Origin of the sequence: Micromonospora sp. NPDC005305 (assembly GCF_040607315.1) — a bacterium.
GTDB lineage: Bacteria > Actinomycetota > Actinomycetes > Mycobacteriales > Micromonosporaceae > Micromonospora.
In genome coordinates this window covers 297,505-319,632 of record NZ_JBEXGL010000001.1, presented here as the reverse complement: position 1 = coordinate 319,632, position 22,128 = coordinate 297,505, and the positions used below count along the sequence as shown (strand labels likewise).

The window sequence follows — 22,128 nt, the reverse complement described above, 5'->3', positions numbered from 1 at the left end:
CTATAGCCCGAACTAAACAGCGGGGAGGAGCGTCAGCGGGCGTCGAGGAGGGGCTGGCTCGGGTTCCAGGGGTCGCCGCCGGCGGCGTCGCGGCGGCGGCGGGCGATCGCCGACAGGGCCTCCAGCACCACCCGGTTGCCGAGGTACGCGGTGATGTCGGCGTGGTCGTAGGGCGGGGCGACCTCGACCAGGTCCACGCCGACCACCGGCAGCTCGTAGCAGACCCGGCGGACGGCGTCGAGGAGCTGCCGGGAGGTGAACCCGCCCGGCTCGGGGGTGCCGGTGCCGGGTGCCATGCCCGGGTCGACGACGTCCACGTCGACGGAGAGGAAGACGCCCTCGCACTCGTCGGTGGCGATCACGAACGCCTCCGAAAGGCACTCGTCGAGGCCGCGTGCCACCACCTCGGTCATCTCGTACGAGCGCATCCGCTGGTCGGCCATCCAGGACAGCGTCTCGGGGCCCGGCCAGTAGCCGCGCAGGCCGATCTGGAGGAAGCGGTCACCGCGTACCGCGCCGGACTCGATGAGCCGGCGCATCGGCTGGCCGTGCCCGTGCAGCGAGCCGAACTCGATGTCCCCGGTGTCGGCGTGCGCGTCGAAGTGCACGAGGGACACCCGGCCGAGCCCGTGGTGCCGGGCCACCCCGGTGGCGTCCGGCAGCGCGATCGAGTGGTCGCCGCCGAGCACGATGGGAATCGCCCCGGCGGCGGCGACCGCGTGCACGGCGGTCTCCAGCGCGGCCAGCGAGCGCTCGATGTCGCCGGAGAACATCTCGACGTCGCCGGCGTCGTAGACGCACAGGTCCCGCAGCGCGTCCACCCGCAGGGCCAGGGACGGGCGGGAGCCGTCGTGCGGCAGGTAGCAGGCCTGGCGGATGGCGGACGGGCCGAAGCGGGTGCCCGGCCGGTGCGAGGTGCCGCCGTCGAAGGGCGCGCCGACGATCACGACGTCGGCGTCGGCGTACGTCACCGGCTCTTCGAGGGTGCACGGCGGCACGCCGAGGAACGTCACGTCGGGGCCGTACATCGGGCCGTAGCGGGTCACCGCTCCTCCATTCCCCACGGCGAGCCGTAGCCGGTGAGCAGGTCGAGGAAGGGCCGCGGGGGCAGCGCCTCGGGGCCGAGCACGCCGGTGCCGGACCAGGCCCCGGTGGCCAGCAGCTCCAGGGCCACGACCGGGTTGACCGCGGTCTGCCAGACCACGGCCTGGTGGCCGTACTCGGCCATCGACCACTCGTTGTCGACCACGTGGTAGAGGTAGACCCGCCGCGGCCGGCCGTCCGGCCCGGTGCCGGTCACGTAGGTGCCGGCGCAGGTCTTGCCGCGCATCCGGTCGCCCAGGGTGGCCGGGTCGGGCAGGCAGGCGGCCACCACGTCGCGCGGCGACACCTCGACGCCGCGGACGCGCACCGGGCGGGTCGAGTCCAGGCCCAGCTTGTGCAGGGTCTTCAGCACCTCGATGAACTCGTCGCCGAGGCCGTACTTGAAGGTGACCCGCTTCGCCTTCACCCAGCGCGGGATGAGCAGCACCTCCTCGTGCTCCACGTTGACGCACTCGACCGGGCCGATCCCCTCGGGGAACTCGAACACCTCGGGCTCGGAGAACGGCGGGGTGGTGAACCAGCCCCGGTCGGCCTCCCAGACGACCGGCGGGTTCAGGCACTCCTCGATGGTGGTCCAGATGGAGAACGAGGGGGCGAAGTCGTAGCCGTCGACGGTGAGGTTCGCGCCGTCGCGTACCCCGATCTCGTCGATCTCGGTGAACAGTTCGTCGGCGGCGTAGCGGGCGAAGACGTCGGAGAGGCCGGGTTCGACGCCGATGCCGCAGAGCGCCAGCCGGCCGGCCTCCGCCCAGGCGGCGGCCACCGCGAACTGCTCGTCGCCGAGCTTCACCCCGGTCTCGGCGTGCGGCGCGTCCGGGTGCGGGCGGGACAGCGACATCGCCATGTCCAGGTAGTCCGCCCCGGCGGCGAACGCGCCGTCGAAGATCGGCATGACGAAGCGTGGGTCGACCGCGTTCAGCACGTGGGTGATCCGGTGCTCCCGGCAGAGCGCGGCGACGGCCTCGGCCGAGGAGGCGTCGACGGTCGCGGCGACGAACCGGTCGCCGTGGCCGGCGACCGCCCGCGCGGAGCGCGCGGGGTCGTGGTCGGCGACCACCATGGTCTCGAAGAAGGAACGGCGGGCGGCGATGGCGACGGCGGCGGAGCCGACGCCACCGGCGCCGACGAGGAGGATACGCATCAGGAGTCGAACCCCAGTCCAAGACGATCGAGAGTACGGAGCCAGAGGTTGCGCCGCCCCTCCCGCGCGTCGGCGCGGGCGAGCGACCAGCGGGTGAGATGGATGCCGGTGGCCCGGATGGGCTCCGGCGGGAACGGCAGCGGCTTGCGGCGGACCAGGTCGAGCCGGGTGAGCGGGGTCTCCTCCCCGCCGAGCAGGTCGAGCATCACCCGGGCGCCGAACCGGGTCGCCCCGACGCCGAGCCCGGTGAACCCGGCCGCGTACGCCAGGCGCCCCTCATAGGCGGTGCCGAAGAACGCGCAGAACCGGGTGCAGGTGTCGATGACGCCGCCCCAGCGGTGGCTGAACCGCAGCCCTTCCAACTGGGGGAAGGTGGTGAAGAAGTGCGACGCCAGGGCCGTGAAGGTGGCCTCGCGCTGCTCCAGCTCGGGGGCCATCCGGTTGCCGTAGTGGTAGACCGCGTCGTAGCCGCCGAACAGGATCCGGCCGTCGGCGGTGATCCGGTAGTAGTGGAACTGGTTGCCCGTGTCGGCCAGCCCCTGCCGGTTGCGCCAGCCGATGGCCTCCCGCTGGGCGGGCCTCAGCGGCTCGGTCATCAGCGCGTAGTCGTAGACCGGCACCAGCCAGGCGCGCAGCCGCCGCAGCAGCGGCGGGAACGCGTTGGTGGCCAGCACCACCTGCCGGGCCCGCACCGCCCCGGGTGCGGCGTCCGGGCCGCCGGCCGTGGCGGCGCGCAGCGCGCCGCCGTCGCGGGCCAGCCCGGTGACCCGGGTGTGCTCGTGGATGCGGACCCCCAGGTCGAGGGCGGCGCGGCGCAGCCCCCAGGCGAGCTTCGCCGGGTCGAGCAGGGCCACCCGGTCCCGGTCCCACATCCCGCCGAGGTACGTCGGCGAGGCCACCTCGGCGCGCACCTCGTCCCGGTCGAGCAGCCGGACGTCGTGGCCGTACCGGCGGGCCAGGTCGGCATCCTCGGCGAGACCGGCGAGCTGGTACGGCTCGACGGCGACCGCCAGCTCCCCGGTGCGCTCGAAGTCGCAGTCGATGTCGTGCTTCGCCACCGTGGCGGCGATGGCGTCCAGGTTCTCCCGGCCGAGCCGTTCCAGCTCGGCGATCTCGTCGGGCCACCGCTCGGCCCCGTTGGCGAGGCCATGGGTGAGCGAGGCGGCGCAGAACCCGCCGTTGCGCCCGGACGCCGCCCAGCCGCAGGTGCCCGCGTCGACCAGGAGCACGTCCCGGTCGGGGTGGGCCTCCTTGGCCAGCAGCGCGGTCCAGAGCCCGGAGTACCCGCCGCCGACCACCAGCAGGTCGGTGTCGTGGGCGCCGGTCAGCGGCGGCAGCGGATCCGGGCGGTCCGGCCGGTCGAGCCAGTACGGGACGGGCGCGGCGTCGGCCAGCGCCCGGCCGGTATGCGGAAGTGTCATGACGCGCTCTTGGGAGCGCCGACGGCGGCGACGGGTGCCGCGAGAGCGGCGCGCCGGGCCCGCCGGCCGCGCAGCGAGCTGGCACCGACCAGCAGCAGCGCGATCGCGAACATCGCCGTGCCGATGACGTTGACCTGCGGCGGGATGCCCCGCTGGGCGGCGCCCCAGACGTACATGGGGAACGTGACCGTGGTGCCGGCGTTGAAGTTCGTGATGATGAAGTCGTCGAAGCTGAGCGAGAAGGCCAGCAGCGCGGCGGCCACGATGCCGGGCAGCACCAGGGGCAGCGTGATCCGGCGGAAGGTCTGCCACTCGCTGGCGTAGAGGTCCATGGCGGCCTCCTCCAGCCGCCGGTCCATGCCGGCGAGCCGGGCCTTCACGGTCACCACCACGAACGACACGCAGAACATCACGTGCGCGATGACGATGGTCCAGAAGCCCTGGGGCACCCCGGCGGCCACGAAGAGGGCGAGCAGCGAGGTGCCCATCACCAGCTCGGGGGTGGCCATCGGCAGGAAGATCAGGCCGTTGATCCCGGACCGCCCGCGGAAGCCGTGCCGGACCAGGGCGAACGCCATGAGCGTGCCGAGGACGGTGGAGACGACCGTGGCGATCAGGCCGATCTCCATGCTGCGCACCACGGCGTCGCACATGTCGGACGTGGCGCAGGGGTGGGTCCAGTTGTCGAGGGTGAACTCGTTGAAGTCGTAGGACAGCCGGCTCGACGGCCGGTTGAAGGAGAGCCCGGCGACCACGATGATCGGCAGCGACAGGTAGCCGAGGACGAGCAGCGCCACGCCCATCACCCACCGGTCGGCGAGCCAACGCCTCATCAGAGCACCTCCTCCGTGCCGGCCTTGCGCAGGTAGACGAAGACGATCGCCAGGATCGCCGCCATGAGCAGGAACGACAGCGCCGCGCCCTGCGGGTAGTCCAGCCGGACCAGGAACGCCGAGTCGATGACGTTGCCGATCATGTATTCGTTCGGGGTGCCGAGCAGCTCGGCGTTGATGTAGTCGCCGGTGGCCGGGATGAAGAAGAGCAGCGTGCCGGCGATCAGCCCGGGCATCGACAGCGGCAGGGTGACCCGGCGGAAGGCGCGCAGCGGGCTCGCGTACAGGTCGCTCGCCGCCTCCAGCAGCCGGGGGTCGAGCCGCTCCAGGCTCGCGTACAGCGGCAGCACCAGGAACGGCAGGAAGTTGTACGTCAGGCCGAGCACCACCGCGAACGGGGTGGCCAGCAGCCGGCCGTCGGCCCCGAGCAGGTGCACGTCGCGCAGCAGGCCGACCAGAGCGCCGTTGTCGGACAGGATGGTCTTCCAGGCCAGGGTGCGGACCAGGAAGCTGGTGAACATCGGCGCGACCACGGCGACCAGCAGCAGGTTCTTCCACCGGCCGGCCTTCTGCGCGATCGCGTACGCCAGCGGGTAGCCCATGAGCAGGGCCAGCACCAGCGCGATCGCCGAGTAGGCGAACGACCGCGCGAACTGCGGCCAGTACGCGCTCAGCGCGTCCCAGTAGTTGCCGACCTCGCCCGTCATGGCGTAGCCGGTGGCCAAGGATCCGCTCGGGTCGTAGAGGCTCGCGGCGGCGAGCTGGAGCAGCGGCAGGACGAAGAAGACCAGCAGCCAGGCGGCGCCGGGCAGCAGCAGCAGGTACGGCAGCAGCCTGCGCCGCCCCCGGCGGACCCCCGGCGGCGCGGCCGGTTGCCCGGCCGGGGTCGGTACGTGGGCCAGGGCGCTCATGACAGCGCACCCACCGGCGGCTCGTCGAGCACCGGGCTGGTCTGGTCGTCCTCCCCGGCGGCCCGGGGCAGCAGGAAGGCGTGCCGCGGGTCCCAGTGCGCGGTCACCGGGGCGCCGACGGGCAGCCGTCCGCCGGCCCCGCTGTTCGCGGCGAACGCGGACAGCTCGCTGCCCCACGCCGTGCGTACCAGGTACTGGGTGCTCACCCCGACGTACGAGGCGTCGGTGACCACCCCGCCGACGTGCTGGTGGCCGGCGGGCACCTCGTCGGGGCTGCCGGCCAGGTGCAGCTTCTCGGGACGTACCCCGAGGAAGACCGTTCCCTGGTCGGTCCGGGCCCGCCCGGCGGGCACCGAGAAGCGCGCGCCGTGGGCGGTGACCGCCACGTCCTCGCCGCTGCGGCCGGCGGCCTCGCCGGCCAGCAGGTTGGACTGGCCGAGGAAGTTCGCCACGAACGCGGTGGCCGGGTACTCGTAGAGGTCGGCGGGGGCGCCGAGCTGCTCGATCCGGCCGGCGTTCATCACCGCGACGGTGTCGGCCATGGTCATGGCCTCCTCCTGGTCGTGGGTGACGTGCACGAAGGTGATGCCGACCTCGGTCTGGATCCGCTTCAGCTCGATCTGCATCTGCCGGCGCAGCTTGAGGTCGAGCGCGCCGAGCGGCTCGTCCAGCAGCAGCACCTGCGGGTGGTTGATGAGCGCCCGGGCCAGCGCCACGCGCTGCTGCTGGCCGCCGGAGAGCTGGGCCGGCTTGCGCCGGCCGTACCCTTCGAGCTGCACCAGGGCGAGCATCCGCTCGACCTGGTCGGTCACCGCGCGGATGCCGCGCCGCCGCAGGCCGAAGGCCACGTTCTCGTGGATGTCGAGGTGCGGGAAGAGCGCGTAGCTCTGGAACACCGTGTTCACCGGCCGCTTGTACGGCCGCAGCCCGGCGATGTCCCGGTCACCGAGCAGCACCTGCCCGCTGGTCGGTTCCTCCAGCCCGGCGATCATCCGCAGGGTGGTGGTCTTGCCGCAGCCGGACGCTCCGAGCAGGGCGAAGAACGAGCCCTGCGGGATGGTGAGACTGAGGTCGTCCACCGCGGTGAAGATGCCGAAGCGCTTGGTCAGGTTGGCCAGCCGCAGGTCGCCGGCCGGTGTCTCGCGCTCCCGCGCTTTCGTGGCCATATCTCTCACGCCCCGATGACCTGCTGGAACTTGGCCTCGTACTCCTTCTCCTGTTTCTCGTCCAGGGCCATGAAGACCTTGGACTTCGACAGCATCGCGTCGTCCGGGAAGATGAGCGGGTTGGCGGCCAGATCCGGGTCGATCTTCTCCATCTCGGCCTGCGCCCCCTGGACCGGGCAGATGTAGTTGACGTAGGCGGCGAGCTTCGCGGCGACCGCCGGGTCGTAGTAGTAGTTGATCAGCTCTTCGGCGTTGGCCTTGTGGCCGGCCTTGTTCGGCACCAGCATGTTGTCCGACCAGAGCATCACGCCGGACTCGGGCACCACGAACTTGATCTTCTCGTCCTCGAAGCCGAGCTGGACCACGTCACCGGACCAGCCGATGCAGGCGGCGATGTCGCCCTTGGCCAGGTCGGGGGCGTAGTCGTTGCCGGTGAACTTGCGGATCTGCTTGGAGTCCACGGCCTTCTTCAGCTTGTTCAGCGCGTCGTCGAACTGCGCCGGGGTGAAGTTGGCCGGGTCGTGCCCGTTCGACTGGAGCAGCAGGCCCATGGTGTCCCGCATCTCCGACAGCGCGGTCACCTTGCCCTTCAGGTCCGGGCGGGTGAGCAGCTCGTCGACCGTGCGGATCTCCTTGGCCACCTTGGCGTTGTACGCGAGCCCCGCCAGGCCGGACTGCCACGGGATGGCGAGCTGGTTGTCCTTGTCGAAGGAGCGGCCGCGCAGCGAGGGCAGCAGGTTCGCCTCGACGTTGGGCAGCTTCGCCTTGTCCAGCTTCTGGATCCAGCCGAGCCGGATCATCCGGGCCGCCATCCAGTCGGTGAGGACCATGAGGTCGCGTCCGGTCGTCTGACAACCGGCGAGCTGGTTCTGCACCTTGCCGAAGAACTCGTTGTTGTCGTTGACGTCCTCGGTGTACGTCACCTGGATGCCGGACTTCGCGATGAACGCGTCCAGGGTGGGACGCTTGGACTCGTCCTTCTCGTCCACGTCCATGTACTGCGGCCAGTTCGAGAAGGCCAGCTTCTTCTCCGTGGCGGAAAGGTCGTCGCTCTTGCAACCGGCCTCGGTCTGCTGTGCGCCCTTGGTCCCGCAGGCGGCCATGGTGCCCGCCGTGGCGAGCAACGCGGCCGAGCCCAGGGTCCCGGTGAGCAGACCGCGCCGGGTGAGGTGCCGGAGGGGACTACGCATGTGACGACTCCTCGGGGGGTCATCGTCGGCGGCGGGACGGGGGTGGCGCGCCGGCGGGAGGGTCAGTGGCGATGGACGACTGATCCTGACATGAGGTGACCTCCCTTACAAGGGATTCCGTTGCGGGAATAGCTATGGACCACGAAATACGCCAGACTGCGCCGGGGCACTACGCTCAGGACGAGGATTCGGACATGGGGAGCGGACGATGGCCAATCGGCAACTGGAGAACGGCAACGGCAGCCGTCGCGTGACCGTGCGTGAAGGCGCGAGTCACGCTCTGCTCGACGACGTGGCCAAGCAGATCATCGAGCAGCTCCAGGAGGACGGGCGGCGCCCGTACGCGACCATCGGCAAGGCGGTCGGCCTCTCCGAGGCGGCGGTGCGGCAGCGGGTGCAGCGCCTGCTCGACGCCGGGGTCATGCAGATCGTGGCGGTGACCGATCCGCTCCAGCTCGGCTTCCCCCGCCAGGCCATGATCGGCCTGCGGACCGACGGCGACCTGGAGAGCGTGGCCGACCGGCTGGCCGAGTTCGAGGAGATCGACTACGTGGTGATCACCGCGGGGTCGTTCGACCTGCTGGCCGAGGTGGTCTGCCGCAACGACGAGCACCTGCTGGAGATCCTCCAGAGGCTGCGCGGGGTGCCGGGCGTGGTCTCCACGGAGGCGTTCGTCTACCTCAAGCTGCGCAAGCAGACCTACAGCTGGGGAACGGCCTGATACGGATTCCGTTGCCGTGACAAACACGGCGCGCTGAATCCGTTGTCGTTCGCCCCTGATGCTTGCGTGATCGGCATTGGTTGTGGGATAACCGTGGGCAGAGCGGCCGGTGTCACCCCTGACCGGCCCGAGACCCGATGGGGCTGACATGGCCAACGCCACCGACCACCTCTGGATGCACTTCACCCGGATGGCCAGCTACTCGGCCGGCGAGGTCCCGACCATCGTGCGCGGCGAAGGCGCGTACGTCTGGGACTCGCAGGGCCGCCGCTACCTGGACGGACTCGCCGGGCTCTTCGTCGTCAACGCCGGCCACGGCCGGACCGAACTGGCCGAGGCGGCCGCCAAGCAGGCCGGCGAACTGGCCTACTTCCCACTGTGGTCGTACGCCCACCCGAAGGCCGTCGAGCTGGCCGAGAAGATCGCCGCGCTGGCACCGGGCGACCTGAACCGGGTCTTCTTCACCACCGGCGGCTCCGAGGCCGTCGAGGCCGCGTGGAAGCTGGCCCGGGCCTACTTCAAGCGCACCGGCCAGCCGAACAAGTACAAGGTGGTCAGCCGCTACATCGCCTACCACGGCACCTCCATGGGCGCGCTGTCGATCACCGGCCTGCCCAGCATCAAGAGCGACTTCGAGCCGCTGGTGCCCGGCGGCATCAAGGTGCCGAACACCAACTTCTACCGCGCCCCCGAGCACGGCGACGACCCCGAGGCGTTCGGTCGCTGGGCCGCCGAGGAGATCGGCCGGGCCATCGAGCGGGAGGGACCGGACACCGTCGCCGCCGTCTTCCTGGAGCCGGTGCAGAACTCCGGCGGCTGCTTCCCGCCGCCGCCCGGCTACTTCGAGCGCGTCCGGGAGATCTGCGACGCGTACGACGTGCTGCTGGTCAGCGACGAGGTGATCTGCTCCTGGGGCCGGCTCGGCGAGTACTTCGGCGCCGTCCGCTACGGCTACCAGCCGGACATCATCACCACCGCCAAGGGCATCACGTCCGGCTACGCCCCGCTCGGCGCGATGATCGCCAGCGAGCGCCTCATGGAGCCGTTCCTCACCGAGACCGGCATGTTCGCCCACGGGGTGACCTTCGGCGGGCACCCGGTCTCCTGCGCGGTCGCCCTGGCCAACCTGGAGGTCTTCGCCCGGGAGGACCTGGTCGGCCACGTCCGGGCCAACGAGGGCGCCTTCCGGTCCACCCTGGAGAAGCTCAACGACCTGCCCATCGTCGGCGACGTCCGGGGCGACGGCTACTTCTACGGCATCGAACTCGTCAAGGACAAGACGACCCGGGAGACCTTCGACGACGCCGAGTCGGAGCGGCTGCTGCGCGGCTTCCTCTCCACCGCGCTCTTCCAGGCCGGGCTCTACTGCCGCGCCGACGACCGGGGCGACCCCGTGATCCAGCTCGCCCCGCCGCTGATCGCCCAGCAGCAGCAGTTCGACGAGATCGAGCAGATCCTGCGCGCCGTGCTGACCGAGGCATGGTCGCGCCTCTGACCGGCGGCCCGGACGGGGCCGGTTCCCGGGACACCGGGGACCGGCCCCGCACCGTCGGGGACCGGACCGCGCCCACCGCCGCCGGACCCGCGACCGCCGTCGGCGGCACCGAGCGGACCCGGGTACGCCGGCTGCCCGACCTCGCCGTCCACGACCGGGCGGCGCTGCACGCCGTCCTCGACGCCGGCCGCGTCGCGCACCTGGCCGTCACCGAAGGCGGCCAGCCGTACGCCCTGCCGGTCGCGTACGCCCGGGACGGCGAGCGGGTGCTGGTGCACGGCTCGACCGGCAGCCGGCTGTTCCGGCACCTCGCCGCCGGCGCGCCGGCCTGCCTCACCGTCACCCTGCTCGACGGGCTGGTGCTGGCCCGCAGCGCCTTCGAGTCCTCGATGAACTACCGCTGCGCCATGGTGCTCGGCACCCTCACGACACTCACCGGCGAGGCGAAGGCGGCCGCGCTGCACCGCCTATCCGAGCACCTGCTCCCCGGCCGCTGGGCGGAGATCCGGCCGCCCTCGGCCAGGGAGCTGGCCGCCACGCTGGTCCTCGCCCTGCCGCTGGACGAGTGCTCGGTGAAGATCAGCGCCGGCCCACCCGACGACCCCGAGGACGACCTCCACCGGCCGGTGTGGGCCGGGGTGGTGCCGGTCGTCGAGACGTACGGGACCCCGCAGCCCGACCCGCGGCTGCGCCACGACCTGCCCCCACCGGAGTGGTGATGCGCTACCAGGACCTGTCGTACTGGCTGTCCAGCGTGGACGGGCCGCTGACCCCGCGCCCCGGCCTGCCCGGCGACACCGACGCCGACGTGGTGATCGTCGGCGCCGGCTACACCGGGCTGTGGACGGCCTACTACCTAGCCGCGGCCGATCCGACGCTGCGGATCGTCGTGCTGGAGAAGGAGATCGCCGGCTACGGCGCCTCCGGCCGCAACGGCGGCTGGTGCTCCGCCCTCTTCCCCACCTCCCTGCCGGCGCTGGCCCGCCGGCACGGCCGGGACCGGGCGCTCGCCATGCAGCGGGCCATGCACGAGACGGTCCGCGAGGTCGGCCGGGTGGTCGCCGCCGAGGGCATCGACTGCGACTGGACGGCCGGCGGCACGGTGGTGCTGGCCCGGACCGACGTGCAGCTCGGCCGGGCCCGGTCCGCCGTGGCGGAAGCCCGCGAACACGGGCTCGACGCCGCCGACCTGGTGCTGCTCGACGCCGCCGAGGCCGCCGCCCGCTGCTACGCCGACGGGGTACGCGGCGGCACGTACACCCCGCACTGCGCCGCCGTGCACCCGGCGAAGCTGGTCCGGGGCCTGGCCGCGGCGGTGGAGCGCCGGGGCGTACGCGTCTTCGAGCGCACCCCGGTGACCGCCCTGCGCCCCGGGGCAGCGGTGACCCCGGCCGGCGTGGTCCGCGCACCCGTGGTGGTCCGGGCCACCGAGGGCTTCACCCCGGCCCTGCCCGGCCAGCGGCGGGCCGTGGCGCCGGTCTACTCGCTCATGGTGGCCACCGCGCCGCTGCCCGAGGCGACCTGGGCGGAGATCGGGCTGGCCGAGCGGGAAACGTTCTCCGACTACCGGCACGTCATCATCTACGGCCAGCGCACCGCCGACGGCCGGCTCGCGTTCGGCGGGCGGGGCGCTCCCTACCACTACGGCTCCCGGGTCCGCCCCGACTTCGACCGGGAGCCCCGCGTCTTCGCGGCGCTGCGCCGGGTGCTCGGCGAACTCTTCCCGGCGCTCGGGCCGGACGTGCCCGTGACGCACACCTGGGGCGGGCCGCTCGGCGTGGCCCGGGACTGGGCCGCCTCGGTGGGCCTGGACCGGTCGACCGGGCTGGCCTGGGCCGGCGGCTACGTCGGCGACGGCGTGGGCACCAGCAACCTGGCCGGCCGTACCCTGGCCGATCTGATCCGCGGCGAGCAGACCGACCTGACCATCCTCCCCTGGGTCAACCACCGCTCCCCGAAGTGGGAACCGGAACCCCTGCGCTGGCTAGCCGTCAACGCCGGCCTGAAGGTCATGTTCTCGGCGGACGAGGCGGAGTCCCGCAAGAACCGCCCCTCACGCCGAGCCCAAGCCTTCACCCACCTCCTGGGCCACTGACCCCCCACCCCGCCACCCCGCCCCACCCTGTTGATCAAGAAGTTTCGGTCATCCCGAGCCCGATTCCTGACGCAAACCTCTTGATCAACCACGCGCCGGGGCGGCCCGGAGCGTTGATCATGAAGTTATTGCCACGACACGCCGAGGCGTGGGGCAATAACTTCATGATCACCGGGGGCAGACCCGGGCGGGGCGGACGCGCGCGCGGGGGCGGGCCTGGGCCGGGCGGTGGGGGTTAGTGGTTTGGGGGGATTACGCGGAGGTGGCCTCGGCGGCCCTGTTGGGGGGCCTGGGGAGGCGCGTGGTCGTCGTTCGACGGGGGGCGCGGCGGTGCCGGGCGGGCGGCCTCGCGGACGGCCTCGGCCAGGGCGACCAGGTCGTCCGTGGTGGGCGGCGGCGGCTCGAACTCGCCCTCGTGGCGCACCACGTCCCAGCCGCGCGGGGCGGTCAGGTTGCGGGCGTGCGGCTCGCACAGGTCGTACGTGTGCGGCTCGGCGAACGCGGCGAGGGGGCCCACCACGGCCGTGGACTCGTTGTAGACATAGGTCAATGTGGCGACCGCTTGCCGGGGGCAGCCGTTACGGGAGCAGCGCCGTGGTGACCTCACCGCGGCAGGGTATCCCCATTACCGGGTGCGGCGCACCGCTTCGCGTTGCGACACGCCCGTCGTGGTGATCACATTCGTCGGATCGGCGGCTCGGCGCGCCGGGCCGACGGCGCCACAGCGGGCGGCCCGGGTGCGCGGGCTACCCTGTGCGTCATGACGAGCCCGGAAAACCGCCGCCCCGGCTCCGGCCGGCGCACCCACCGCGACCGCCACGGGCGGGGACTGCGGGGGCGGCTGGTGCCGGCCACCGTGCCGCTGGCCCGGACCAAGGCCGAGGTCTTCGACGACCTGGTGCTGGACACGGTGGAGACGCTCGAACGCCGCTTCGCCAAGGAGCTGGCGGGGGTCGAGTTCGCCGTCGAGGACGTCCCGCCGGATCTGAACGTCTACGACTCGGACGTGCTGGAGGACGGCGAGGTGCCGCTCGCCCGGCTGCTGCCCGGGCGCCCGGGCCGGCAGGAGGTGCCGCCGCGGATCGTGCTCTACCGGCGGCCGCTGGAGTTCCGCGCCATGGACCGTGAGGACCTCGCGGACCTGGTGCACGACGTGATCATCGAGCAGGTGGCGAACCTGCTCGGCGTCGACCCCGACGAACTGGCCTGAGCCGGCACCGCCCGACCGCTACCGCGTCCCGGCCGGCCCCCGCCGGCCGGGTCGTCGGCCCCGGACCCCGGGCGGCCCCCACCACCCGGTCCGGTACGCGTGTCAGGCGGCGACGCGCCGCTTGAGCTTGCGCCGCTCCCGCTCGGAGAGCCCACCCCAGATCCCGAACCGCTCGTCGTGGCCGAGCGCGTATTCGAGACACTCCGTCTTCACTTCACACCGCGAGCAGATGCGCTTCGCCTCGCGGGTCGAGCCGCCCTTCTCGGGAAAAAACGCCTCCGGGTCGGTCTGCGAGCACAGCGCCCGCTCCTGCCACTCCGGCGCGTTTCCGAGCAGGTCGGCCACCTCGAGCTGGCCGTCCATCCGTTGCCTCCTTGTCGCGCACCGGCGTCATCGCCGCTGCAACCCCCCACGCGAAAGGCGTGCTTGTTCGTCCGGTCACAATTTGTTGCGTTCCGCGCGAACAACCCCATTCAAATTACACGCGTGTAATGCGTGCTCCGTCAAGCCAAACTTGATAATGGAGTCGCCCTCCCGACACGTCCGGACGGCCGTGGTGGCCGCCCGACCCTCGCAACCTGCCCTATCGATTCAGACCCCGGACGAGTAACGCCCTCCCCGGCGAGTTGCCCCAAGTTTTCTGCCGTGGCGCACCGGTGTGGACACCGCCGGCGGCCCCCGGTGGAGGCTTCCGGCGGACCGCACCCGGGCGGTCGTCGTGACACCGTCCAAGATCAGCATTGGTGGGCGCAAGGTTAACCCGACCCGCGCGGTACCGCCCGTCGAGCCCGGAAACGCCGACGGCGCCCCGTCCAACATGTGGACGGGGCGCGGCGGTGCGGCGGGCTGAGCGGTCAGTCAGCGCCCGGAGGTGAGCCGGCCGGCCACACGAATTCGGCGATCGCGCCGCCGGTGACGGAGATCGCGCCGGCCGGCGTGGCGCTGTCCCACCAGACGGTATAGAGACCGGCGGCCAGGTCCGGGTAGACGGCGCAGTGGACGACACCGCCGTGGACGTGCCGCTCGCGTACGGCCGAGTGGGTCCGGGGCTCGTCCCGATCGGCCCGGCTGATCTCGATCTCGCGGCCGTGCAGGTCGCGTCCGGTATGGATGATCAGCGCACCGGATTCGCCGCCCAGGTCGAGCATGACGCTGCCGCTCTGCGAGGGGCCGAGGGCGTGGTGATGGTCGTGCACGGACCCTCCGCTCAGGACTTCTTCGCCGGCGGGTTGTTGAACCCGTCGTACGGCGTGCCGAGGAACGGGAAGTCACCCAGGAAGGGCGCGGTCACGTCGGCGGCGCTCAGCCCCGGGGTCACCGCGGTCGCCGCCGCGTCCGGCTTGAACGTCTTGTCGACCAGCGGCACGGTCACCCCGGCGATCGCGCGCAGCGCGATGGTCACCACGTCGTCACCCACCCGGCGGCCGTTCGGGAAGCCCGCCAGGTCGCCGCCGAGCACGCCGAACCGGTCCGGCTTGCGGTTGGGCCGGATGGCCGTGTTCAGCCGCAGCATGTCGGCCTGCAGGTCGCCCGTGGTGTTGGCGAAGCCGTCGATCAGGCCGGCCGGCACGCCGGTGAGCAGGATCGCCACCAGGTCGGCCCGCGGCTTCTTCGACTTGTTCAGCGCGTCCAGGTTGGGGAACACGCCCGGGTAGAGCGCGGGCAGCAGCGCGGCCAGCTCGGGTTGCTCGACGAACTGGGCAAACCGCTTGTCCTCGGTGGGCGGCAGCGTGTTCCACAGGTCCTTCCTGGACATGGGCACGACGACCTCGTTGAACAGCGGGTTGCCGAGCCGGGAGACCTGGGTGAAGGGGCCGGCGGCCGTGTCCGCGGCCACCCGGTCGCCGAGGACGCGGACCTGCTGGCGGGAGGCCGTCGTCCAGACGCCGATCGTCGAGGCGCGGTCGGCGTAGCCGTACCGGCCGGCCTTGCGCCGGACCTTGGCGAGCGGGACCTGCACGGCGATGCTGTGCACGTTCAACCGGTCCAGCGCGTTGACCGGCTCGCCCTCGGTCTTGAACAGCTTCTTGCCGGCCACGTGCAGTTGCTGGAACGGGCGCAGCGTGCCGAGGTCGAAGATGGCGCCCAGGTCGACGAAGAAGCCGTCGGCCCGCTGGCCGGCGAAGACCTTCTCCCCGGTCGACAGCCGGAACGTCGCCTGCCGCACCAGGTCCTGGTATTTGGGCGTGGACAGCGGCCCCACGTTGCACGGCGGGCACGGCAGCTTGTGCGCCAGCACCCGCTCCCGGCCGTCGGCGATCCGGGTCAACCGGTAGAACTGGCGCCGGTTCCAGTTCTTGCTGTCCAGCGAGTCGATCGGCCCGGTGTTGTAAAGAAAGCTGTTCGGATTCGTGATCTCCGTGGTGAATTCGAAACGATAGGTGACATCCGGATTACCGTCGCCGTCGTTGTCGACGTGAATCTCGTAGCGGACGTCGTCGCCGAACTCGAAGAAGTTGGGGCCGCCGGAGGGGAGCTGCACCGGCACGTAGTTGGCGATCAACGTGACGGTGTCGGGCTGGCTCGGGCTGACGAACGCGTACAGGTCGGAGCTGTCGGCGACCGGATCCTTGGCTATCTCCGGGGCCTCGCGGTGAGAGGACATGGCGGACCACACCTTCGTCGGGGTAGCGGAAGTCGGGACCGGCGCCGGGAGCCGCGCGCCGGGAGAGCCGCGCCGGTGGCGCGGGGGCGGTCAGCGCCGGGCGGCGGCGCGGACCAGGCGGTCGGCCAGGCCGCGGTCGCGTACCTGGATCCGGGTCGTGCCGACGAAGACGTCCATGGCGCCGGAGGCCGCGTCGCGGAGGTGGACCACGATCGGCTCGTCGCGCCGGGCCGCGGAGGGGGCGTTCTGCGCGGCGGACAGGCCCGGCACGGTGAGTGCGGCGGCGCCCAGGGTGGCGCTCGCGGCGGCGGTCAACGTCTGCCGGCGGGTCAGTCGCGGCCAGGGCCGCCGCTTCGGCTCATCAGCGGCCGGCTGCGGCTCGTCAATGGCCCACTGCGGCTCATCAATGTCCCGCTTCGGCTCATCACTGGTCATGGGCAACCTTTCCGGGCCGGCGCCGCAGCGCCCACACTGGGCCGGGGCCCGGACGCCGCCGGGTGCCCCGGGCTTGGGGATGCCGGCGGCGGTCCTCGCCGCAACCGCCGCCGGCATCCACTGGTACGGCCGGCGGCGGGGAAAGGTTCGACGCTACGCGCCGACGTGACCGTACGCGGTCGTCCGCTTGCGGACCGGCCGGCCCGCCGCGGCCGCGATCCCCCGGAGCTGCTCCTCGGTGCGCGCCGAGCCGTTGCCCGAGCCGGCCATCCGGGAGATGGTCTCCTCCATGAGGGTGCCGCCCAGGTCGTTGCAGCCACCCTGGAGCATTTCGACGGTGCCGGCGTCGCCGAGCTTCACCCAGGAGCACTGGATGTTGGCGATGCGGCCGTGCAGCAGCAGCCGCGCCATCGCGTGCACGACCCGGTTCTCCCGCCACGTCGGGCCGGGCCGGGCGATGCCGGCCAGGTAGATCGGCGCGTTGGTGTGCACGAACGGCAGCGCCACGAACTCGGTGAAGCCGCCCGTGCGGTCCTGCAGGCCGGCCAGCACCCGGAAGTGGGCCAGCCACTGGCCGGGGTGGTCGACGTGGCCGTACATCATGGTGGAGCTGGACCGGATGCCCAGCTCGTGGGCCGTGCCGACCACCTCGACCCAGGCGGCGGCCGGCAGCTTGCCCTTGGTGAGCACCCAGCGCACGTCGTCGTCGAGGATCTCCGCGGCGGTGCCCGGGATGGTGTCCAGGCCGGCCTCGCGGAGCTGGAGCAGCCATTCCCGCACCGGCACGCCCGCCTTCGCGGCCGCGGTGACGATCTCCATGGGGGAGAACGCGTGCACGTGCATCCCCGGCACCCGCGCCTTGATCGCCCGGACGATGTCGGCGTAGCCGGTGACCGGCAGCTTCGGGTCGATGCCGCCCTGGAGGCAGACCTCGGTGGCGCCGGCCGCCCACGCCTCCTCGGCCCGGTCGGCGACCTGCGCAACGGAGAGCCGGAACGCGTCGGCGTCGCTCTCCCGCTGCGCGAAGGCGCAGAACCGGCAGCCCACGTAGCAGACGTTGGTGAAGTTGATGTTGCGGTTGACCACGTAGGTGACGTCGTCGCCGACCGCGTCCCGCCGCGCGTCGTCGGCGATCCGGCACAGCTCGTCCAGCGCCGGGCCGTCCGCACCGAACAGCGCCAGCGCCTTCGCCTCGTGCGCCGGGTCCAGCAGCGCGGCCGGATCCTCGGCCGCCAGCCGCAGGCCGGCGCGCAGATCAGGGTCGCTCGCCACGGCCGCCGGCACGGTGACCTTCGCGGCCACCTCCGACCAGTCGCCGTAGACGTCGTCGAAGTCGCCCCGCCGGTCCCCGGTCCGCCCCGTGGTGTCGATGGTGACGTGCAGGTCGGTCCGCCCGCCGAACACCTCCTCCGGCTCCTGCCACGGCCGGCCCACCGGGCGGGCCGCCTCGACGGCCAGCCCGGTCTCCGGGTCGGCCAGGGCGGTGACGTGCGGCAGCAGGCGCGGGTCGAGCCACGGATCGCCGGCCCGGACGTACTCCGGGTAGACGGTCAGCCGCTCGCGCAGGGTGAAGCCGGCCTGCCCGGTACGCCGGGCCAGCTCGTCCAGGTGCGGCCAGGGGCGCTCCGGGTTGACGTGGTCCGGGGTGACCGGCGAGACGCCACCCCAGTCGTCGATGCCGGCGCGCAGCAGCAGGTCGTACTCGCCCTCGATGAGGTTCGGCGGGGCCTGGATCCGGGCCTTCGGGCCGAGCAGCACCCGGGCCACCGCCACCGTGGCCGCCAGGTCGTGCAGCTCCGCGTCGGGCATCCCCCGCATCGCGGTGTCCGGCTTGGCGCGGAAGTTCTGCACGATCACCTCCTGGAGGTGGCCGTACTCCCGGTGCGCGCGCCGGATGGCGAAGAGCGCGTCGACCCGCTCCGCCAGGGTCTCCCCGATGCCGATCAGCAGCCCGGTGGTGAACGGCACGCCCACCCGGCCGGCGTCGTCGAGCACCCGCAGGCGCACCGCCGGCTCCTTGTCCGGCGAGCCGTAGTGCGGGCCGCCCGGCTCGGACCAGAGCCGGGTCGCGGTGGTCTCCAGCATCATGCCCATGCTCGGCGCGACCGGCTTGAGCCGTTGCAGCTCCGACCAGGACAGCACGCCCGGGTTGAGGTGCGGCAGCAGGCCGGTCTCCTCCAGCACGGCCACGGCGCAGGCGCGCAGGTAGTCGAGGGTGGAGTCGTAGCCCCGCTCGTCCAGCCACCGCCGGGCCGCCGGCCAGCGCTCCTCGGGGCGATCACCCAGGGTGAACAGCGCCTCCTTGCAGCCCTGCGCGGCGCCCTCCCGGGCGATGGCGAGGACCTCGTCCTTCTCCAGGTAGGCGGCGGGCAGCCGGTGCGGCACCGTGGCGAAGGTGCAGTAGTGGCAGCGGTCCCGGCAGAGCCGGGTCAGCGGGATGAACACCTTCTTGGAGAAGGTGACGACACCCGGGCGGCCGGCCTCCCGCAGCCCGGCGTCGCGGATCTCGCCCGCGATACGGAGCAGTTCGTCCAGCGCCGTGCCGCGCGCCGTGAGCAGCGCGCTCGCCTCGGCCACGTCCACCGCCCGGCCGGTGGCGGCCCGGCCCAGGGCCCGCCGGACGCTCGCCTCGGTCGGCACGGGCTCGCTGCGATCAACCATCCGCCCAGCCTATGCGCTGGGCGGTCGGCGCCCGCCCGCCCCCGACGAGGAGACGGGCGGGCGGCCGCGAAAGACAGCGGCTCAGCGCGGGAAGTTCGGGTCCTCCCGGTCGAAGCGCTGGGTACGGTCGTCCGGCGGGGCCGGCTGGCCGGGGTCGGCCGGCTGGCGCGGGATCGCCTGCGTCGGGTCGGCCGACGGCGGCTGGCCGAACGGGGGCGCCACGTGCGGGGCACCGCCGTACGGGGGCGCGGACTGCGGGCCGGCGAGGGGCGGGCCCGACTGCGGGGCGCCGAACGGTGGGATCGACTGCGGGGCGCCGAAGGGCGGGCTCGACTGTGGCGCGTGCGGCGGGGCGGTGTTGAACGGCGGCGCCGGCTGGGCCGGGCCGTACGCGCCGGGCTGCTGCGGGTAGCCACCCTGCTGCTGCGGCGCGCCGGGGTACCCGCCCGGGGCGGGGTAGCCGCCGGGCTGCTGCGGCCAGCCGGGCTGCGCCTGGCCGTAGACGCCGGGCTGCGGCTTCGGCTTCGCCACGTAGTAGAGGGTGCGCCAGATTTTGAAGACCACGAACGCGGCGACCGCGAAGACGGCCAGCCAGGCCACCCGGGTGAGCAGGCCGAGGAAGGCGTCCAGCACCTTGCCGTCGGCGAGCCGGCCGACCAGCCAGATCAGGAGGGTCAGCGCGCCGAACACCGCGGCGACGGCGTACTCGACCAGCGCCACCTGGGTGATCAGCTTGGCCCTCGGCAGCACCGGGCGGACGTGGGTGGCGAGCAGCACGGCCAGCACCGGCAGGACGGTGGACTCCAGGCCGACGAAGGCGAAGAAGGTGCTCCCGGCCCGGCCGCTGAACGTGCTGTAGTCGTCGACCGGCACCAGCAGGCGCAGCAGGCCGACGAAGAGGAGCACGGCGTTCGCGCCGAGCAGGACGAGCGCGGCCAGTTCGCGCAGTGGCTTGGTCAACTGGCTGGCCTGCGTGGTGTCGCCGGACGCGGGCTCGGCGGGGCTGGTCACGGACTCCCCCTGGGGACGAAAACGGACAGTTGCCGGAGTGAGCGTAGTCTCTCCGGCCACCGGGCGATCGACGGCGGCGCGTGCGCAAGGATGGACGTCATGCGCATCGTGGTTCTGACCGGCGGCATCGGGGGCGCCCGGTTCCTGCTCGGCGTCCGGGCGTACGCCCGGGAGGTGGGGGCCGAGGTGACCGCCGTGGTCAACGTCGGCGACGACCTGCTGCTGCACGGGCTGAAGGTCTGCCCCGACCTGGACAGCGTCATGTACACGCTGGGCGGGGGCGCCGACCCGGAACGGGGCTGGGGCCGGGTCGGCGAGACGTGGACGGTCAAGTCCGAGCTGGCCGCGTACGGCGCCGAGCCGGCCTGGTTCGGCCTGGGCGACAAGGATCTCGCCACCCATCTGGTGCGCACCACCATGCTCAACGCCGGTTACCCGCTGTCCGAGGTCACCGAGGCGCTGGCCACCCGCTGGCAGCCCGGCGTACGCCTGCTGCCGGCCACGGACGACCGGCTGGAGACGCATGTGGTGATCGATCTCGACGGCGGCCAGCGGGCGATCCACTTCCAGGAGTGGTGGGTCCGCCACCGGGCGGACGTGCCGACGCACCGGTTCGTCTTCGTCGGGGCGGAGGCGGCGAAGCCGGCGCCCGGCGTCCTGGAGGCGATCGGGGCCGCCGACGTGGTGCTCGTCGCGCCCAGCAACCCGGTGGTGAGCATCGCGCCGATCCTGGCCGTGCCGGGGCTGCGCGACGCGATCGCCGAAGGGCCGGCCCCGGTCGTCGGGGTGTCCCCGATCATCGGCGGCGCGCCGGTCCGCGGCATGGCCGACCGCTGCCTGTCCGTACTCGGCGTCGAGTGCAGCGCGGCCGGGGTGGGCGGCCTCTACGGCGCCCGCTCGGCCGGCGGCCTGCTCGACGGCTGGCTGGTCGCGCCCGAGGACGAGGGCACCGCGGTGCCGGAGGTGACGGTGCGCCCCGCGCCGCTGCGGATGACCGACGAGGCCGCGACGGTGGCGATGGTCCGAGCCGCGTTGGAGCTGATGTGAGGCTGGAGATCCTGCCGGTGCTCGGCATCGGCGACGTGACCGAGGGCGACGACCTGGCGGCGCTGATCGCCACCGCCGCGCCCTGGCTGCGCGACGGCGACGTGCTCGTGGTGACCAGCAAGGTCGTGTCGAAGGCGGAGGGTCGGCTGGTCGACGTGCCGGCCGACGGGCCCGACCGGCTCGCCGCGCGGGACGAGGTGCTGGCCGGGGAGACCGCCCGTGTGGTGGCCACCCGCGGCACCACCCGGATCGTGCAGACCCACCACGGGTTCGTCATGGCGTCCGCCGGCATCGACGCGTCCAACGTGGACAAGACCCGGCTCGTGCTGCTGCCCGAGGACCCGGACGCCTCCGCCCGTGCGCTGCGCACCACGCTGCGCGAGCGCTACGACCTCGACGTGGCGGTCATCGTCAGCGACACCATGGGCCGGCCGTGGCGCAACGGGCTCACCGACGTGGCGCTCGGGGTGGCCGGCATGCCGGCGATCCGCGACCACCGGGGCGAGATCGACCCCTACGGCAACGAACTCCAGCTCACCCAGATGGCCGTCGTGGACGAGCTGGCCGCGGCCGGCGAGCTGATCAAGGGCAAGTGCGACCAGGTGCCGGTCGCGGTGATCCGCGGCTACCTGGGCGAGACCCGGGACGACGACGAGGGGGCCGGGGCGCTGGTCCGGGACGCCTCGCTGGACCTGTTCTCCCTCGGCACCGCCGAGGCGCGCGCCGCCGGCCTGCGGGAGGCGGCCACCCTGGCCGACGGCCCCGGCCCGGCCCCGGCCGACCCGGCCGCCGTCGACCGGGCGATCGCCGCCGTCGCCGACGTGGTCGCGCCCGGCACCGTCCTCACCCACGTCACCGACGACGAGGTACGCGCCGGACTGGTCGCCACCGTGCCCGGCTGGCCGGCGCGGGCCACCGGCCTGGTCCTCGGCACGCCGCCGGCCCCGGTCGATCCGGCGGACCTGGTCCGTTTCGGCGCCGACCTGCAACGGCTGCGCACGGCGCTGGCCGCCGAGGGCGTCCCATCGGCGCTGCTCCCCCCGCCGCCGGGAAGCGCGGCCAGCGCCGTCCTGGCCGTCTGA

At 72.9% G+C, this 22,128-nt stretch carries 21 protein-coding genes; 7 read left to right on the top strand and 14 right to left on the bottom strand.

What is annotated here, in order from left to right; all coding sequences use genetic code 11:
- Positions 1-32: 32 nt before the first annotated feature.
- From speB to ABZS80_RS01485, 7 genes are read right to left on the bottom strand one after another with little or no spacing between them, the layout of a single operon-like run.
- Positions 33-1,046 carry an agmatinase gene (gene speB, locus ABZS80_RS01515; protein ID WP_355053913.1) on the bottom strand — a complete coding sequence of 338 codons (1,014 nt, stop codon included), beginning with the start codon at positions 1,044-1,046 and terminating at the stop codon, positions 33-35.
- Positions 1,043-2,245, bottom strand: coding sequence for a saccharopine dehydrogenase C-terminal domain-containing protein (locus ABZS80_RS01510; protein WP_355053912.1), 1,203 nt, complete (start codon positions 2,243-2,245; stop codon positions 1,043-1,045). The genes speB and ABZS80_RS01510 overlap by 4 nt, the downstream gene beginning before the upstream one ends.
- Entirely contained in the window at positions 2,245-3,666 is a 1,422-nt protein-coding gene (locus ABZS80_RS01505; RefSeq protein WP_355053911.1) for an FAD-dependent oxidoreductase, read from the bottom strand. The genes ABZS80_RS01510 and ABZS80_RS01505 overlap by 1 nt, the downstream gene beginning before the upstream one ends.
- Positions 3,663-4,499, bottom strand: a complete 837-nt coding sequence (locus ABZS80_RS01500; protein ID WP_355053910.1) for an ABC transporter permease — start codon at positions 4,497-4,499, stop codon at positions 3,663-3,665. Before ABZS80_RS01500 ends, ABZS80_RS01505 begins: the two co-directional genes overlap by 4 nt.
- A complete protein-coding gene (locus ABZS80_RS01495; RefSeq protein ID WP_355053909.1) occupies positions 4,499-5,410 on the bottom strand; it encodes an ABC transporter permease in 912 nt (303 codons plus the stop codon). Before ABZS80_RS01495 ends, ABZS80_RS01500 begins: the two co-directional genes overlap by 1 nt.
- Positions 5,407-6,576: an ABC transporter ATP-binding protein gene (locus ABZS80_RS01490; protein ID WP_355053908.1), complete on the bottom strand. Its 1,170-nt coding sequence runs from the start codon at positions 6,574-6,576 to the stop codon at positions 5,407-5,409. The genes ABZS80_RS01495 and ABZS80_RS01490 overlap by 4 nt, the downstream gene beginning before the upstream one ends.
- 5 nt (positions 6,577-6,581) lie before the next feature.
- Complete coding sequence (locus ABZS80_RS01485; protein WP_355053907.1) at positions 6,582-7,766, bottom strand: spermidine/putrescine ABC transporter substrate-binding protein; 1,185 nt, start codon at positions 7,764-7,766, stop codon at positions 6,582-6,584.
- 208 nt (positions 7,767-7,974) lie between these two features.
- Here ABZS80_RS01485 and ABZS80_RS01480 point away from each other — a divergent pair, with 208 nt between their 5' ends.
- The 4 genes from ABZS80_RS01480 to ABZS80_RS01465 all read left to right on the top strand — a co-directional run bounded on the left by ABZS80_RS01480 (position 7,975) and on the right by ABZS80_RS01465 (position 12,077).
- Positions 7,975-8,487, top strand: a complete 513-nt coding sequence (locus ABZS80_RS01480; RefSeq protein WP_355053906.1) for an Lrp/AsnC family transcriptional regulator — start codon at positions 7,975-7,977, stop codon at positions 8,485-8,487.
- Positions 8,488-8,635: 148 nt separating this feature from the next.
- The gene (locus ABZS80_RS01475) at positions 8,636-9,982 is read left to right on the top strand and encodes an aspartate aminotransferase family protein (RefSeq protein ID WP_355053905.1); all 1,347 of its coding nucleotides are present in this window, start codon (positions 8,636-8,638) and stop codon (positions 9,980-9,982) included.
- Entirely contained in the window at positions 9,967-10,701 is a 735-nt protein-coding gene (locus ABZS80_RS01470; protein WP_355053904.1) for a pyridoxamine 5'-phosphate oxidase family protein, read from the top strand. The genes ABZS80_RS01475 and ABZS80_RS01470 overlap by 16 nt, the downstream gene beginning before the upstream one ends.
- Positions 10,701-12,077: an FAD-dependent oxidoreductase gene (locus tag ABZS80_RS01465; protein ID WP_355053903.1), complete on the top strand. Its 1,377-nt coding sequence runs from the start codon at positions 10,701-10,703 to the stop codon at positions 12,075-12,077. The genes ABZS80_RS01470 and ABZS80_RS01465 overlap by 1 nt, the downstream gene beginning before the upstream one ends.
- A gap of 235 nt (positions 12,078-12,312) precedes the next feature.
- Here ABZS80_RS01465 and ABZS80_RS01460 read toward each other — a convergent pair whose 3' ends face one another.
- Positions 12,313-12,684 (bottom strand): DUF3499 domain-containing protein, encoded by a 372-nt coding sequence (locus tag ABZS80_RS01460; protein WP_355053902.1) that lies wholly within the window; start codon positions 12,682-12,684, stop codon positions 12,313-12,315.
- A 153-nt stretch (positions 12,685-12,837) separates the two neighbouring features.
- Here ABZS80_RS01460 and ABZS80_RS01455 point away from each other — a divergent pair, with 153 nt between their 5' ends.
- A complete protein-coding gene (locus ABZS80_RS01455; RefSeq protein ID WP_091260118.1) occupies positions 12,838-13,287 on the top strand; it encodes a metallopeptidase family protein in 450 nt (149 codons plus the stop codon).
- Positions 13,288-13,389: 102 nt separating this feature from the next.
- On the opposite strand, the gene ABZS80_RS01450 is transcribed toward ABZS80_RS01455, so the two are convergent.
- The 6 genes from ABZS80_RS01450 to ABZS80_RS01425 all read right to left on the bottom strand — a co-directional run bounded on the left by ABZS80_RS01450 (position 13,390) and on the right by ABZS80_RS01425 (position 19,999).
- Complete coding sequence (locus ABZS80_RS01450; protein ID WP_013284161.1) at positions 13,390-13,650, bottom strand: WhiB family transcriptional regulator; 261 nt, start codon at positions 13,648-13,650, stop codon at positions 13,390-13,392.
- A 491-nt stretch (positions 13,651-14,141) separates the two neighbouring features.
- Positions 14,142-14,435, bottom strand: a complete 294-nt coding sequence (locus tag ABZS80_RS01445; RefSeq protein ID WP_151465658.1) for a phospholipase — start codon at positions 14,433-14,435, stop codon at positions 14,142-14,144.
- A 59-nt stretch (positions 14,436-14,494) separates the two neighbouring features.
- Positions 14,495-15,892, bottom strand: coding sequence for a DUF4331 domain-containing protein (locus tag ABZS80_RS01440; RefSeq protein WP_355053901.1), 1,398 nt, complete (start codon positions 15,890-15,892; stop codon positions 14,495-14,497).
- A 90-nt stretch (positions 15,893-15,982) separates the two neighbouring features.
- Positions 15,983-16,327 (bottom strand): hypothetical protein, encoded by a 345-nt coding sequence (locus tag ABZS80_RS01435; protein WP_355053900.1) that lies wholly within the window; start codon positions 16,325-16,327, stop codon positions 15,983-15,985.
- A gap of 153 nt (positions 16,328-16,480) precedes the next feature.
- Positions 16,481-18,988, bottom strand: coding sequence for a bifunctional FO biosynthesis protein CofGH (locus tag ABZS80_RS01430; protein WP_355053899.1), 2,508 nt, complete (start codon positions 18,986-18,988; stop codon positions 16,481-16,483).
- 81 nt (positions 18,989-19,069) lie between these two features.
- Entirely contained in the window at positions 19,070-19,999 is a 930-nt protein-coding gene (locus ABZS80_RS01425; protein WP_355053898.1) for a hypothetical protein, read from the bottom strand.
- A gap of 99 nt (positions 20,000-20,098) precedes the next feature.
- Here ABZS80_RS01425 and cofD point away from each other — a divergent pair, with 99 nt between their 5' ends.
- Positions 20,099-21,046, top strand: coding sequence for a 2-phospho-L-lactate transferase (gene cofD, locus ABZS80_RS01420; protein ID WP_355053897.1), 948 nt, complete (start codon positions 20,099-20,101; stop codon positions 21,044-21,046).
- Positions 21,043-22,128, top strand: a complete 1,086-nt coding sequence (locus ABZS80_RS01415; protein ID WP_355053896.1) for a coenzyme F420-0:L-glutamate ligase — start codon at positions 21,043-21,045, stop codon at positions 22,126-22,128. The genes cofD and ABZS80_RS01415 overlap by 4 nt, the downstream gene beginning before the upstream one ends.

What these genes read in the sequence shown, in the direction of transcription:
- ABZS80_RS01510 (WP_355053912.1), bottom strand. Translation starts at nt 2,245, where the DNA reads ATGCGTATCCTCCTCGTCGGCGCCGGTGGCGTCGGCTCCGCCGCCGTC.
- ABZS80_RS01505 (WP_355053911.1), bottom strand. Translation starts at nt 3,666, where the DNA reads ATGACACTTCCGCATACCGGCCGGGCGCTGGCCGACGCCGCGCCCGTC.
- ABZS80_RS01500 (WP_355053910.1), bottom strand. Translation starts at nt 4,499, where the DNA reads ATGAGGCGTTGGCTCGCCGACCGGTGGGTGATGGGCGTGGCGCTGCTC.
- ABZS80_RS01495 (WP_355053909.1), bottom strand. Translation starts at nt 5,410, where the DNA reads ATGAGCGCCCTGGCCCACGTACCGACCCCGGCCGGGCAACCGGCCGCG.
- ABZS80_RS01490 (WP_355053908.1), bottom strand. Translation starts at nt 6,576, where the DNA reads ATGGCCACGAAAGCGCGGGAGCGCGAGACACCGGCCGGCGACCTGCGG.
- ABZS80_RS01485 (WP_355053907.1), bottom strand. Translation starts at nt 7,766, where the DNA reads ATGCGTAGTCCCCTCCGGCACCTCACCCGGCGCGGTCTGCTCACCGGG.
- ABZS80_RS01480 (WP_355053906.1), top strand. Translation starts at nt 7,975, where the DNA reads ATGGCCAATCGGCAACTGGAGAACGGCAACGGCAGCCGTCGCGTGACC.
- ABZS80_RS01475 (WP_355053905.1), top strand. Translation starts at nt 8,636, where the DNA reads ATGGCCAACGCCACCGACCACCTCTGGATGCACTTCACCCGGATGGCC.
- ABZS80_RS01470 (WP_355053904.1), top strand. Translation starts at nt 9,967, where the DNA reads ATGGTCGCGCCTCTGACCGGCGGCCCGGACGGGGCCGGTTCCCGGGAC.
- ABZS80_RS01465 (WP_355053903.1), top strand. Translation starts at nt 10,701, where the DNA reads ATGCGCTACCAGGACCTGTCGTACTGGCTGTCCAGCGTGGACGGGCCG.
- ABZS80_RS01455 (WP_091260118.1), top strand. Translation starts at nt 12,838, where the DNA reads ATGACGAGCCCGGAAAACCGCCGCCCCGGCTCCGGCCGGCGCACCCAC.
- ABZS80_RS01450 (WP_013284161.1), bottom strand. Translation starts at nt 13,650, where the DNA reads ATGGACGGCCAGCTCGAGGTGGCCGACCTGCTCGGAAACGCGCCGGAG.
- ABZS80_RS01445 (WP_151465658.1), bottom strand. Translation starts at nt 14,435, where the DNA reads ATGCTCGACCTGGGCGGCGAATCCGGTGCGCTGATCATCCATACCGGA.
- ABZS80_RS01440 (WP_355053901.1), bottom strand. Translation starts at nt 15,892, where the DNA reads ATGTCCTCTCACCGCGAGGCCCCGGAGATAGCCAAGGATCCGGTCGCC.
- ABZS80_RS01435 (WP_355053900.1), bottom strand. Translation starts at nt 16,327, where the DNA reads ATGACCAGTGATGAGCCGAAGCGGGACATTGATGAGCCGCAGTGGGCC.
- ABZS80_RS01430 (WP_355053899.1), bottom strand. Translation starts at nt 18,988, where the DNA reads ATGGTTGATCGCAGCGAGCCCGTGCCGACCGAGGCGAGCGTCCGGCGG.
- cofD (WP_355053897.1), top strand. Translation starts at nt 20,099, where the DNA reads ATGCGCATCGTGGTTCTGACCGGCGGCATCGGGGGCGCCCGGTTCCTG.